This is a genomic window from Roseibium sp. RKSG952 (genome assembly GCF_009711355.1).
In genome coordinates this window covers 1-13,717 of sequence record NZ_SMMF01000830.1, presented here as the reverse complement: position 1 = coordinate 13,717, position 13,717 = coordinate 1, and the positions used below count along the sequence as shown (strand labels likewise).

Below are 13,717 nucleotides of genomic sequence, written 5' to 3'. Positions count from 1 at the left end.
AAAGACACTGTCAAACCGAAAGAAACAAGGCATTCTTAAAGAACCTTTGTTTAGTGGATAGGTACGAATTTTTTAGCTTATTTTTTGCTGAAGTTATTGACGAATGGTAGTGTTTCTAGTATAAATAATGTTATGTTCAATGAACTAAATTATGTAAATGTTTTTAAATCAGTTGCTATTGTCGCTTTAATCATTGTTTTGTTGCAAGTAATAGATGTATATTTTGGAAGTTTTGCATCGTGTGGAGTTGGTGCACTAATCCTCATTGCAACTTCTATACCTTACATCCGAAAATAAAACCCCGATTTTATTTTGAAGGTCCAAATTGTTTGCTTGAGTTGAATTTCCTGATTTTCCGAGTTGCGAGTGCGGATGTCCTCGAGGGCGGATAGAGATTCACCCAAAAATGAGGAGGAAGTTGCAGAAAAGAAGTCAGAACGATGCTGACTAGCTCGCAGGTTTCAGAACACGACCTTTGCGGCGAGGTCTGGCGCATACGGGAAGGCCCGCCCTGTTCTGTCGCTTTCGCTTTACCGAGTCCGATGGCACCTAGTCGTTGATACGCCATCTCCCGGAGGGGTCAGAAAAAACAGCTTGTCGTTACCGATTTCTTGACTCTCGTTTTTCTCGATCCATTGCTGAATTTCGATCTAACAATCGCCGGGAAACGCGACCTTACCTGAAGCCTTGCAATAGGCATCCCAAAGACGGTCGCAATCGAACGGAAAGTCACGGACCTTATCCCCGGCGGCCCCGAGGCCCGGGGCCGTGATGTGACACTGGTCGGGACCGGGTTCCGGAAACCTCTCGCGTAGGAGGGACATCTCAGCGCCGCGCTGTCTTCACCTGAAATTTGCCCTGCAGCCCCGTCCTTTAGGGCCGGAAAGATGTTAAGGGTCCGTATTTCGACATATACGCACCCCTCTTCGCGGGCAACAACGAATTCCTCGAATCCTTAACGATAAGATAAATTCTTGCCACTGCGGCCGATGACAGAATGGATTGAGCGACGAAAACAAGAACGATCACCAGCCCGATGCCCACCTTCCCGAGGACTCCTATATCCGTGAACGTCGCCAGAGTCCTTAAGACGGCTGTGACCAGGAACGGCAGCAGGTTGCAGAGAACCAAGACCCTGAAAACCACCCACGTATGTCCCGAGAGCATCTTCCAGGTCGCCTTGTAGGATGGAACCCGGCCATCCACGACGAAGGTTGTGATGAGTCCAAGACGAGCCCACGCCACAAACCCCGCGATTACACCCAAGAACATCGCGAAGACGATGACGGCGAGACCCATGGCGAAGGTCTCGAGCGCGGCGTGGTCCGCGAACCCCCCGCGAACCCCCTCACCAGCAACCGTCGACGCATCCGTTGTCACGACCGCATCGCTGAAGCTCTGGAACGCCACGCCTGCGAGAGATGTAATGACGGAGATCGGAGCGGCCCCAGCGGCAAAATAGGTCATCGTCGCGCCCATCGCGACGAAGGTATAGATCCAGAACTCGAACGTCGTAACGCTCGCCAAAAGGGAGCGCTCCCGAGGAATTCCCAGGATCTTTTTCTTCATTTCGAGTGTCGAGGCGACCATGCCCAGCACGAGCACGACCAACGCCAGGAAAAACGACAGCGTTCCAATGGCGTAGGCCATCATGGAGTAGGCCACGAGACAGAAAACGACGAGGAACGCAAACGGCTTCACCACGAACCAGAGAGCCGAGCCGAACTCGCCCTCCAAATCCCGCCATGCCAGTGCGAACACGTCGCGCGCCCGGAAACCCTCGTTAATCGCAGGAAGGTTGTCATTCATCTGCGGTTCGCTCCACGTTCTGGTAAATTTTGAGACGTCTTATCTTCCCCGGAAGCTCCGACCGGCGACAGGGGCCGATTGCCGCAACGGTCAACGTTCCCGGGTTCAATTCCGTCCTTCCGGCATCGACGACCCGGACGGCCGGAATCCCGCGCTCCTCGGCGAGGGCGACGCATGCGTTCAACTGGTCGACGGACTTCACGCCGACGACAATTTTCGCCTGGCCCGTGTTCAGATAGCGTTCGAGAGCACCCAAGGATCCGGAGGTCACGGCCTGCATTCCGAGCGCGAAGAAGGCGTGTCCCGACTGTCCCGCCAATTTCCCCGCCGACAGCTCCAGATCCCTTCGAACTAGCAGCCACACCTTGAGTTCGTCTTCCCCGATCTGATCGGGAGACCTAAAATCCGCTACGATGCCCGACTTCAGGAGATCGACGACAGCGGCTCCTTTCTTCAGTTCCATGAGCGAATTCCCACTTCCAGTCGTTAACATCTTCCTCGCCCTGAAGGACGGGGTTTCCAACACACATTTAAGACAAGGTCGCTCCATGGCCTAAGAACGAAATCCGGAAGGGCGCTCTTCCCAACTCAAAGGCGCGGTCAAGCGCGATCGGCAAGCACCTCAAGAATTCAATTCCATCTCGATTTACCAGCCCAAAATATCATCCGGACCGGCGTGACGAAGTTCGCCATTTCTCCGTGTGCCAAACACGTCACCCTCGGCGCATTTCTTAAGGAAATTCCTGAGAACCTCCACGTCGGCGGTCGCCTCGCCGTTCTTCCAGACCGTGAATTCCGTTCGTTCGAGCTCGAAGTCGCCAAAATCCTCCTCCACGAACACCCAGGAACGCGGAATATGTACGATACTGACGCTTCCACTGTAAAACGGCCGTTCGTCGCTGAACAGACACGCTTCCCTTTCGACACGCGTCTTGATCAGGATGTCGACCGGAGCCTCGCCGAAATCCCGGCGAAGACCCTTGACGTAGTCCTCCAGAACGCCGTCTGCGGATGTCCCGAGACCATAAAGGTCGTAGATCTCCCCGACTTCCTTTAATTCGTTGCCGCCCACCTCGACGCAGGCTCGGCTGTACGTCTGGACGGCGAAGGCGATCTCGTACTCGAAATCGTATCGTTCACGATGGCCGAGACCCAAGGGGTCGAGCCATCGCCACATCTTGCGCGTCCGCAGGTCGACGACGGCCCCGTGATGATTGATGACGTCAAGATCGCTCATGCCGACTCCGATGGGAGGGTTAATTTCAATTCTTCCATAGACCGACGATAACTCCGAACCGCGTTCGTCGCCGCCTCCCTGGAGGCCTTATCAAGCGCCTCAAGGTCCACACGCGGCTCCCCCAAGGAGAGCTCCACGTTCGCATTGATGCCGGCTCTCTCTCGAACGAACGCGACGTAGACCGTCTTCCAGATGTCCTTCTCTTCTTCCAACATGAAATCCAGTCCTTCCAACGATAACAAAGGAGCGGCGCTCGGGCGCCACCCCGAAACCTCAACCGCCGCGCGAGCCGCCGTAAGAACGTCCGCCGAAGCCGCCGCGGGACACCACCGAGGTGCGCGTCTGAACCTTCGCCGCCTTCGGCTTCGAAGTGACGGAGGACTTCGGCATTTCCAGCTGGCCGTCCTTATTGCGGCTCAGCGAATAGCCGCTGGAGGTCGCCAGACCGCCCGCCTTCGTCCGGTATACCGGGCGCACGCGACTTTCCCAATCACGGGAATCGTGCATATGGGTCGTGCCGCTGAACATGTTCGAGACCACGTAGCCCATCAGGAACGGTGTGAAGAAGTCGCCGCCGCTCTCGGAACGGCCGCACGAGCCGATGCCGTGCTGCTCCTCGCACAACTTGAAGGAGTCGTATCGAGGCGCGGATTTCTCATGATACTCCTTGGCTGCCGCGTAGGATTCCTTGCACTCGGCCTCGGTGAAGTCACCGGAGGCGATGCACTGCTCGAGATCGTTAAAGCCCGTGACCTCAACGGATTCCTCGGAATTGCAGCCCGCTACGAGCAACGCGGTCGTCGCCATTAGAACGAGCTTCATCGAACGGGATCGTTTCATGGAATTCTCCTTGGTTCGTTGTTCGTGCGGATCAATAGGTCATCGACGCAGCGTTCAGGATGCCGACGACGAGGGAGACACCCGCAAGCTTCACGCCGACCGCGTATTCACCGTTCTTGATGCGCACGGAGACCTTCGGATAGAAGGCGCGGAAACCCAGGAAGGTGACAATCTGAGCGATCGCGGCGACAACGGCCCAGACGAGGAAGTCAAAGATGCCGACCGAATTCTCCAAGGCGCTGGCGAGCGGCAGTGCGAATCCCACAAGGGTACCGATGTAGGTGATCGCGGCGACCGGATTGTTTTCCTTGATCAGAGCCACTTCGTCATGCGGCGTGATGCCAGTGTAGATCTTCATGAAGATCAGGACGGCGGCGACGGAAACAGCGAAGTAGAGAGCGAAGGCCGGGAAGCCGGCGAGAGAGGACGCGATGTCAAACATGAACATTTTCCTTTGTTTTGGCGCGTTCGTTCAGGGGACGATGCGAACCGGGAGTTCGCGGTTTCGATCACGCGGACGCCACCCCTAACGACGACCGCGCGAAACTTTTCACCGGGTCAGAAAGACAGGAAGCCACCGAACATCGCCGGCAGACCCAGCACCCGCCGCGATGTCGCAAAAGAAACACGACAAATCCCGACTAGACATTCAACTCGCTCCGGGTGATCGGCACGCCGATCATGAAGGTAGCGGTGCGGTCGCCATCGGTCGGCTCCTCGAGATTGACCAGAAGGTACTCGAAGGATCCGCCGGGTAGCTCGCGGGAGAACAGCATTGCGGTCTGGAAGATCTCGCGACCCTTGCCGTCCACCTCGTCGTAGACCGTTTCCCAGTAGGTCACAGGGCCGGCCGGACCAACGTCATCCGCGAACCATTCTCGAACAAAGACGGCCTTGCCCTCGTCGCCGTGGAGAACGAAGGTTTCACCCTTCATCAGAACCTTCAATTCCTCCCAACGTGCGTCGTTCGGGTTCTCGACCTTGAAGTAGGACCAGAGCTTCATCTCGTAAATGCGATCGCCGTCCTCCGACCCCAGAATTTGGAAGAGCACGGTGTCCTGATCATCGTAGAAGCGATGACAGAAGGTTTGCTCGCCGAAATCAATCTTCCCTTGAGCGGAAATCATGAAGTGGTCCCGGTCCACCTCGAAGAACCCCTCCTGCGGCAACAGCTTCAGGTAGGTCGGCTCGATGGCGAGGTCCCGTCCGATGGTGTAGTCGTAGATGATCGGAAGCTTCGGCTTCTCAGCTTCCTTGTTCTTCTTCTTTCCGGTGAGCCAATCAAACATTTACGCTCTCTCCCTGATTTGATGTTGCATTGAAGTGTGCACCCGGGCGCAGAGCGGTGCGACCCATGGCGGCGAATAAGTTCAGCCGGACCCCGCTCACGAAGCCCGCCTTCGTCGTTCGAGTTCCGGTGCTGGCTGCTCGAAACGTAACTGCGCCCAGACATCCTCCGGAATTCGGCTTTTCGCGATGTAGTAGAAGGTCGTTCCCTTCGAGAAGCAGGCCGGGAAGGGGCGGAATTTCGGACACCCCATGTCCGGCTTCTTGTAGGCCAGAAGGGTGGCGTCACGCGCGCGCAGAACCCCTTCGAGCTGATCCTCGACAGCGACCGTCGAATTGATTACCTCCTGCGAGAACACCGTTGATTCAAACGATGCCGAGCCGAGCGTCATAAGGATCGCGCTCGCGCCCGGATCCTGTGCGGCCCGCACGAGCATGTCGCCAGAATTCGATACGACCGTTTCCACGTTCGCGTGCTTTGCGGCGCGTTTCGCCGTTGCGGCATCCTGGAAATAGGCGGCCGCATGCACCGTTTCGTTCAACTCGCGCAGCGCCCAGCATGCGTTGAACGTCTCGCTGTCACTGTCCGCGTAGAGAATAACCTTCCTTGCCGCCTTGACTCCGGCGCGTCGCAGGGCATCGAGGCTGTCGAGCCTCTCGGCACGCACATAACGAACGCCTTTCGGCACGTCCACGACCTCCTTCCTGGAGACGAGGATGATGTTTTCGTCCCCGTTGCCGCCCGCGACGAGTTCCTCGACCATCTTCGGGGTCCGGTCGGGATGATAGCCGACGATGACGGTCGCACCGTCGATCTTTTCGTAATTGCCGTGTCCGTTCATGATGCGGCGAATCCTTTCAGAGAAGAAGGCGATGAGTTTTCCGAGGAACATCGTGTAGAGCATGAGGCTGGCCGGAAAGAACCAGAGGACAGCGATCAGGCGACCGGCGCTCGTGACCGGGGATAGATCACCGAAGCCGACAGTCGATGCCACCGTCGCCGAGAAATAAAGGAAGACAAAGGGGTCCGTCGTCAGCTCCGTCTCCCCGGCCAGCCAAAAAAGGCACCAAGAGATGATCAGGTATGCGAAAAGCATCAGAACCACCACCCAAGGGCGTAGTTCCGAGAACGCGCAATATATCCGGTGCACGAAAAAGGTCAGTATAGGCACGACTTCCTCCGGATGAATTCTTCAAGCTATAAATCGACGCCCCAAGCGGATCTGTCAACCAATTTCTTCGAATCCTTAAAATTTGGTGTTAGTCATCGATAAACTAGGATCGAATCCTTCGCAAGCGTTCCGGTCACGCAAAATAAATGTGGCCGGTCACACTTGAAATCCCTACTGATGGATGTCATATCAATTTTGCCGGATGTCTAAATCCGGTTACCAGTAACCCAATTCCTTGAGGAACGGAATGGCCAAGGAGCCGAATCCTTCATCGAAGAAAGCCCCGCTGTCGCAGGGGGAGAGGTCCGGAAGACGCAGGAAGCGTCTGAAGTCCCTCGGGTTGAAGCGCGTCGAGGTATGGGTCGCTCCCAAGGACGAGCCTCTCGTGCAATTCGTCGCCGACCGAATCCGCAAAGGATCGGTCATAACCGCTAGTCCGGCCGCGGCCATTCCGCGCTCGGACGACCCTCTCAAAAAAACGGAGATTGCCGAAATGACCACGGTTTCCACACCATGGGCCGCACAAACCCTGAAGACCGCGATCGAGTCCTGCGAGGATCTTCTGCCGGGAGAATTCACCTGCGAAGCCCTCGGCGAAAGCGCCCTCGAAGTCACCGTCGAAGCCGCAGGTGACCTGAAGCTCTACGTCGGCATTACCGGCGAGCAGATCGTCACCTCCACCCTGTTGTGGGCGCGCGACGAACAGGAGAACCCGGAAGGTTTCGAAGCGACCATGCTTCGCAACCACAAGGAGCTTCTGCCGCTCTGCGCGCTGGGCATCAAGGAAATCAACGGCCGCGAATACTACGAGCTGTTCGGTTCGATGTCCTCCCGCTCCGTCCTGGCCTCGGTCATCACCGAATTCCGTACGATCGCCAACAATGCGATCGAGATGGCCAAGGACTTGCATCCGTCGAAACAACTAGCCGCCTAACCCATCCAAGAAAAAAGGAGCCTCAAATGGGCATTTTCAGCAATATCGTGACAGCAATCAAAGGCCATGCCAATGAAGCCGGCGAGAAGATCGTCGATGCCAATCTGATGACCATCCTGGACCAGCAGATCCGCGACTCCACCGAAGCCCTGAACACCGCGAAGGCCGAGAAGTCCAAGTTGGTGGCCCGCAAGATCCGCAAGGAACGCGAAGTCGCGGACCTCCAGGCTGAGTACGACAAGCTGATAGTCGGCGCCAAGGCAGCCAATGAAGCGGGCAACACAGACGACCTGGACGCATTCGTCGAGCGCGCTCAGAAGATCGAGCAGAACAAGAACGAAGCTCAGGCTCAGGCCGATTCCTACGCCAAGAGCGCCGACCGCTGCGAAGGGCAAGTTCGCCAGGCGCAGAACAACATCGAAACGCTGAAGCGTCGTGTCGAAAGCGCGAAGGCCGAGGAAGCTGTGATCAAGGCACAGAAGGCGGCCTCCACCAACACACTCGCCTCCAATGGAGCGCTGGCCGGAGCCATGGACAGCCTCGACCGCCTGGAACAGCGTCAGGCCGACCAACAGGCACTACTGGACGCCGCGGCTGAAGAGGAGCGCGCGTCGAGTGGCGCGGACCTCGAGGACAAGCTGGCCAAGTATACGACCGGTAAATCCAAGTCGGCAGCCGACATCCTGGCTTCCTTGTAGGAGCTGCGGGCGGCGAAACGCCCGGATAAAAACGACCGTCGGCAGTCATGCCGACGGTCCCTCGTCAAGCCGAAGGGAATGACCGCTGCATATCATCCAAATCTGTCGCAACAAGTTCGATTAAGACAGGACACGAAACGCCATGAAGAATTCAACCTTCATCTGGATCGCCGTCGCGACCGCTTACTTCCTTGCTGCCCCGTTGACGGGACGCATCTCCTTCAATCCGCTCTTCACTCACTGGTTCAATCCGATGACCTATGTCTGGTGGGCGAGCGCGTGGGTCTTCTGGCTGTTCGTCGCCTCCCTCGTATTCAACAAATCCATCTTCGGATCCCTGATCGGCGTCCTCAAGGGCCTCTTCAAGCGCGACTAACGGCGCGAGACCGAAAACAACAAACGGATACGAAACATGAAACGCATCATCATCCCCGAGCGTCCAGGCTGGCGCGACATGGCCGAGGAACTCGGCTTCGTCTTCCACACCATGCACGGCGAACCCTACTGGGACGAAACCTCCGCCTACGTCTTCACTCTTGATCAGATCGAGAAAGACATCGAGGATGTCACGACCGAACTTTTCGCGTTGTGCACAGCGGCCGTCGACGTCGCCGTCGATGACCAACAGTGGATGGAGCAACTCAAGATTCCGGAGGAGCAGTGGGACTGGATCCGCAGCTCATGGAAGAACAAGGACCTCTCGCTCTACGGAAGGTTCGACCTCTCATACGACGGCAACGCCCCGTCGAAGATGCTCGAATTCAACGCCGACACGCCGACTTCCGTTTACGAGGCCGGATACTTCCAGTGGATCTGGTTCGAACAGCAGGTGCAAAACGGCATCATTCCGGCGCACGCCGACCAATTCAACTCCATTCAAGAGAAGCTGATCAAGCGCTTCGGCGAGATTTTCGAGCCGGGCTGCCGCCTTCATTTCTCATGCTGTAAGGATACGAATGAGGACCGCGCGACCGTCGACTACCTCGCCGACTGCGCGAAGCAGGCCGACATTCTGACCGAGTTCGTCTTCATCGAGGATATCGGCGTGGATGCGCAGGGCCGATTCGCCGATAACGAAGACTACGTGATCGACAACCTCTTCAAGCTCTACCCCTACGAGGACATGTTCCGCGAAGAATTCGGCCCGGTCATGCGGAAGTCCGGGACCAACTTCATCGAACCCGCCTGGAAATCAGTCCTCTCAAACAAGGGCATGCTGGCGCTCCTATGGGCACTCTTCCCGGGACATCCGAACCTTCTTGAAAGCCACTTCGAGGAAGCCGTCGACCCAGCCAGCCTGCCGGACATCTACGTCCGCAAGCCGTATTTCAGCCGGGAAGGGGCGAACGTCGACATCATTAGGAAGGACGGCGACGACACCATTACCGAAGGCGATTACGGCGATGAGGGATTCATCCTTCAGGAATACCGCGAACTCCCGAAGTTCGGCGAGGACTACACCGTGATCGGCTCCTGGATCGTCGGCGACGAGGCAGCTGGTATCGGTATTCGCGAAGACAAGAGCAAGGTCACGAAGGATCTCTCTCGCTTCGTACCGCACATCATTCTGGATTAAGGAGACCAACGAGATGTCCGCCAAAAAAACCCGGCCGAAACCGGGTTTTCTCGCGTCGCCCGGCACGTCCGCATCCGGCCGCGACGAGGTACTTTGAGATCCCGGGATCCAGGAAATCTCAAACGGCCACCAAGGCCTTCTGCATGGCGCGCGTCTTGTTGTTGGCGCTTGCGGTCGCCCCTTTCTTACGGGCAGCCAATCCGCGTTCGACCCGAGGCATCTTGGTTACAGTCAGGCCGAAACCCTGGTTCTTCGCTGCCCGGGACTTTAGATCTGAGTACCCAGGGGCGACGGACGGGTAATCATCCTCGAGACCGAAGAATTCCCGGTACTCGTGGTATTCCATGCCGTACTTGGAGCGCAGATGCCGCTTCAGCATCTTTTTCGCCACCCCGTCAATCAGGCAGACCAGCTTGTCACCGCGAATGCTGTCCTCGATGTCGATCACCGGCTCGATGTCGATGTCCGGGAACTTGGCATGGATACCGACACGCGTGGAGGCCGCGGTCTCGTTGGCGACACGAACTTCATCACCGTTCAGCTCGGAGACAGCCGGCTTCGCCGCCGGAACGACCGTTTCCGGAATGCCGGGACCTTCGACCGACGTTTCGGAAACGCCCGTCGCCGAAGCGTTCTCGAGCATCGCTGTGATCGAGTTCTGAATGCCCGCAAACATGCTCAGGACCTCGTCTGTGGTAGCGGTGTTGTTCGAATTGCTCAGATAGGCCACCACGATCTCCTTGGAGAATTCAGCCGCAGTATTGCCGTATTGACGTACAGCCGCGTTTGAGAAACTCGCCTTCATAGCTCTCACTCCTTTTTTCGTTGGTTCGCGCTCGGGTTTAAAGAAATCGAACCCTTCATCATCGGCGCTGTACTCGATATACGTAGGGCGACATGGATTCGTTCCAAAAAAAGTTGACGAATCCGCATTTTTCTTTTGTTCTTGTTATGTTCTGGCGACTTCCGCGGAATCAGTGATGGATTGAGCAGCGATCAATAAAGGATTCAGAATACTAAAAATAGATTCAGTACTTGGGATATCAAAAATCAATGTCTACCATCAAATCAAACGCCCCCTCGGAGTCCCATTCCCATGCCGTCATTCAATCCGTTTCGCACCATTCGCGGGAAAGCCGGTTCAGCCAACCGCCAAGTCGACGAGATAAGATGTCGCCGCGACATCATGAAGAACTCGAGCGAAGACGACCTGAGAAACCTGGTGACGCGCATCCGCTCGAAATCCATCCCCGCGGCTGGCGACGACCTGCTCGACCTCTTTGCCGCCGTCTGCATCCTTTCCGAGCGCACGCTTCAAAAGTCCCCCCACGACGTTCAGATCCTCGCGGGCCTCGCGATGACGCACGGAACCGTCGCCGAGATGGGGACGGGCGAGGGCAAGACCCTGTCTGCTGTCTTCCCCGCCGCCGCGCACGCAATGGCCGGAAAGGGCGTTCATGTCGTCACGGTCAACGACTATCTCGTACGCCGCGACGCTGAACTCATGGCTCCCCTCTACAACGCTCTGGGACTTTCCATCGGCATAATCGTCTCCGATATGGAAGACGCCGATCGCCGCGATGCCTATCTGTGCGACGTGACCTACATCACTAATTCGGAGGCGGGGTTCGACTTTCTCCGCGACAATCTGCGTTTCGACGCGACCCAGAGGGCTCAAAGAGAACCGTTCTTCGCCATCGTCGACGAGGTCGACTCGATCCTGATCGACGAAGCACGTACGCCCCTCGTTATCAGCGGCGAAGCCGCCGCGCGCCCCGACCTTTGCCTGATCGCGAACGATGTCGTCTCACGCCTGGAGATGAACGAGCACTACTCTGTCAACCTGAAGGAACGATACGTCATGCTGACGGACGCGGGTATCGACCGCGTCGAGGCGATCCTGAGAGGGACAGGACGACTTAAGGAAGGCGACAACCTCTTTCTCGTCTCGAACGCGCCCCTCGTCGACCATATCACCCAGGCCCTTAAGGCGAAGGCCCTGTTCCGCAGGGACCAGGACTACGTCGTCGTTAACGGCAAGATCGTCATCGTGGATCAAAATACCGGACGGGCGCTTTACGGCCGTCGATTCGGAGACGGTATTCATCAGGCGATCGAGGCGGCGGAGAACGTCGAGATCCTGCCGGACAACGAAACTCTTTCTTCCATCAGCTATCAGAACCTCTTCCGCCGATATCCAACACTATCCGGCATGACGGGAACCGCCGAAACAGAGAGGGAGGAGTTCGCCACCATCTACGGACTCGACGTCGTCGTCGTTCCTCCTCACAGACCGCGCAAACGCATCGACGAGACCGATGAAATCCACCTGAGCGAGAATTCCAAGATCAGGTCTATCGTGGAAACCGTCCTGGAAGCCAATTCGATCGGCCAACCCGTCCTACTTGGAACGCCGAGCGTAGAGAAGTCTGAAAGGATCGCCCAAGCGCTTCGCGCGGCCGGCCTGCGCCGGATCACCGACACGAATGATGCGGGCGGCGGGTTCAGGGTTTTGAACGCGGTAAATCACGAGATGGAGGCGCACATCGTCGCCGAGGCTGGCCGTTTCGGAGCGATCACGATCGCCACAAACATGGCCGGAAGGGGAACCGACATCCAGCTCGGAGGAAACGCCGACGAACGGATCGGGCATGAACTCGCCAACATGGAGCCCGGAGACGAGAAAAGTGCCGCTGAAGCCCGGATCGCAAAAGAGGTCGAGATCGAACGCGAATTGGTGCACGAAGCCGGAGGGCTCCTCGTTATCGGCATGGAACGTAACCGGTCAAGACGCATCGACAACCAACTCAGGGGCCGCTCCGGTCGTCAGGGCGACCCTGGTCGCTCCGTCTTTTTTATATCCCTCGAGGACGAGACGATCGCCGCATTCTTTTCTGAAAAACTCAGGCGCCTTCTCTCAAAGCTCGGCATCAAGGACGGCGATGTCATCACCCACCCCCGGATCAGCAAAGCCATCGAGCGCGCGCAGAAGAAGATGGAGGCCGCCGACTTCGATGTCCGCAAGGAACTGATCAAGTACGACGACGTCGTCAACGGGCAACGCAAGGCCATGCTCGAGATTCGCAAGGAACTCACCGACGGGCGCCTAACTTCCGAGATCCTTCATGACATGATCGCAGAGACCTGCGAAACGATCGTGAACCGACACGTTCCCGAGCACGCGTATCCCGAACAATGGGACACAGAGGGGCTCACACTGGCCCTTCGAACGCATCTCGCCGTGGATGTTCCCGTTGCCCAATGGGCGGGCGAGGATGGGATAGGGCCGAAGGAGCTAAAGAAGAAGGTCGTCAAAAACGTACTCCTCATTCGCCGGAAACTGTTCGAGATGTTCCCGCCGGAGATCAACGATCACGTCGAGAAAACCATCCTCCTGACGAGCCTCGACAAGGGGTGGCGAGAACATCTGGCGGCGCTCGAACACCTGCGTGCCGTGGTTGGCTTCAGGGGCTACGCGCAACGCGATCCGCTCATTGAATACAGAACCGACTCTCACGAGATGTTCGAAAGAATGATGAACGAAATCTCAAGTGACGCTGCGGCCTCCGCACTGAGGGTTCGCCCCACCAGGCCCCAGACGGCCGCTTGACCGAAGGGCCTCTCTCCTCTTGAAACCTGCGATCCGATGGCGGAACATCTCTTCTTGAAGGGGCGCCCGGAGCTCGGCTCGTTCGACAGGATCTGGCTAACCCTCGAAGAAATGGGAAAGAGTACAGCCTTCGCGGACATCGGTCCGCAGGCTCGAAGACGAGGAGAAAACATGCTGGCGGAATACGAAATCGACGACGCTCACGACCTGATCAACCACGAACTGCCTGAATACGCACCCTATTCCCAGTATCTTTCGGATTGGCGAGACATCGTGAACCAAAACAGCGACGGCTGGCCATACTGGAAGGCGGGCGCGAAGGCTGCCGACAAGCTCGGCGCTCTCGTAAAGAAGGCCGCAGATTCCATCCGCGTCCCGGAACTCGACCCGCCGAGCATCGATGAATTTAAGAAGTCTCTCGCGCCGATACGTGCCGCCGCGACGCGTCACAATCTGACCGCGCCAGAACTATCGAAGCCTGCGTCCGCCATGAGACCCTGATCGTCAGCCCCCCAAATCGGACAGATCAAAGCCCATGACGTACTTGACTGCCA

15 protein-coding genes are annotated in these 13,717 nt (G+C 57.2%); 6 read left to right on the top strand and 9 right to left on the bottom strand.

Annotated features, from left to right (window positions below; genetic code table 11):
- Positions 1–873: 873 nt before the first annotated feature.
- The 8 genes from E1297_RS09095 to E1297_RS09060 form a co-directional block, all read right to left on the bottom strand.
- Positions 874–1,809: a hypothetical protein gene (locus E1297_RS09095; protein ID WP_155136905.1), complete on the bottom strand. Its 936-nt coding sequence runs from the start codon at positions 1,807–1,809 to the stop codon at positions 874–876.
- Positions 1,802–2,272, bottom strand: coding sequence for an aminoacyl-tRNA hydrolase (locus E1297_RS09090; protein WP_196223253.1), 471 nt, complete (start codon positions 2,270–2,272; stop codon positions 1,802–1,804). The genes E1297_RS09095 and E1297_RS09090 overlap by 8 nt, the downstream gene beginning before the upstream one ends.
- Positions 2,273–2,455: 183 nt before the next feature.
- Positions 2,456–3,046, bottom strand: a complete 591-nt coding sequence (locus tag E1297_RS09085) for a hypothetical protein (protein ID WP_155136899.1) — start codon at positions 3,044–3,046, stop codon at positions 2,456–2,458.
- Entirely contained in the window at positions 3,043–3,261 is a 219-nt protein-coding gene (locus E1297_RS09080; RefSeq protein ID WP_155136896.1) for a hypothetical protein, read from the bottom strand. The genes E1297_RS09085 and E1297_RS09080 overlap by 4 nt, the downstream gene beginning before the upstream one ends.
- A 58-nt stretch (positions 3,262–3,319) precedes the next feature.
- Positions 3,320–3,886: a DUF1190 domain-containing protein gene (locus E1297_RS09075; RefSeq protein ID WP_155136893.1), complete on the bottom strand. Its 567-nt coding sequence runs from the start codon at positions 3,884–3,886 to the stop codon at positions 3,320–3,322.
- Between the two features lie 31 nt (positions 3,887–3,917).
- Positions 3,918–4,328, bottom strand: a complete 411-nt coding sequence (locus E1297_RS09070; RefSeq protein WP_155136890.1) for a DUF350 domain-containing protein — start codon at positions 4,326–4,328, stop codon at positions 3,918–3,920.
- 199 nt (positions 4,329–4,527) lie between these two features.
- On the bottom strand, positions 4,528–5,175 hold the full coding sequence (locus E1297_RS09065; protein ID WP_155136888.1) for a DUF2491 family protein: 648 nt from the start codon (positions 5,173–5,175) through the stop codon (positions 4,528–4,530).
- Between the two features lie 96 nt (positions 5,176–5,271).
- A complete protein-coding gene (locus E1297_RS09060) occupies positions 5,272–6,345 on the bottom strand; it encodes a potassium channel family protein (protein ID WP_155136883.1) in 1,074 nt (357 codons plus the stop codon).
- A 247-nt stretch (positions 6,346–6,592) separates the two neighbouring features.
- Here E1297_RS09060 and E1297_RS49790 point away from each other — a divergent pair, with 247 nt between their 5' ends.
- The 4 genes from E1297_RS49790 (at position 6,593) to E1297_RS09040 (ending at position 9,553) form a co-directional block, all read left to right on the top strand.
- A complete protein-coding gene (locus E1297_RS49790) occupies positions 6,593–7,279 on the top strand; it encodes a DUF2170 family protein (RefSeq protein WP_209015716.1) in 687 nt (228 codons plus the stop codon).
- Between the two features lie 26 nt (positions 7,280–7,305).
- The gene (locus E1297_RS09050; protein WP_155136880.1) at positions 7,306–7,977 is read left to right on the top strand and encodes a PspA/IM30 family protein; all 672 of its coding nucleotides are present in this window, start codon (positions 7,306–7,308) and stop codon (positions 7,975–7,977) included.
- A 142-nt stretch (positions 7,978–8,119) separates the two neighbouring features.
- Positions 8,120–8,353, top strand: a complete 234-nt coding sequence (locus E1297_RS09045) for a hypothetical protein (RefSeq protein ID WP_155136877.1) — start codon at positions 8,120–8,122, stop codon at positions 8,351–8,353.
- A 36-nt stretch (positions 8,354–8,389) separates the two neighbouring features.
- Positions 8,390–9,553, top strand: coding sequence for a glutathionylspermidine synthase family protein (locus tag E1297_RS09040; RefSeq protein WP_155136874.1), 1,164 nt, complete (start codon positions 8,390–8,392; stop codon positions 9,551–9,553).
- Between the two features lie 118 nt (positions 9,554–9,671).
- Here E1297_RS09040 and E1297_RS09035 read toward each other — a convergent pair whose 3' ends face one another.
- Positions 9,672–10,358 (bottom strand): MucR family transcriptional regulator, encoded by a 687-nt coding sequence (locus E1297_RS09035; RefSeq protein WP_155136871.1) that lies wholly within the window; start codon positions 10,356–10,358, stop codon positions 9,672–9,674.
- A gap of 291 nt (positions 10,359–10,649) precedes the next feature.
- Between E1297_RS09035 and secA the strand changes: the two genes are divergently transcribed.
- Positions 10,650–13,163, top strand: a complete 2,514-nt coding sequence (gene secA / locus E1297_RS09030; protein WP_155136868.1) for a preprotein translocase subunit SecA — start codon at positions 10,650–10,652, stop codon at positions 13,161–13,163.
- 36 nt (positions 13,164–13,199) lie between these two features.
- Complete coding sequence (locus E1297_RS09025; RefSeq protein WP_155136865.1) at positions 13,200–13,664, top strand: hypothetical protein; 465 nt, start codon at positions 13,200–13,202, stop codon at positions 13,662–13,664.
- Positions 13,665–13,717: the final 53 nt, after the last annotated feature.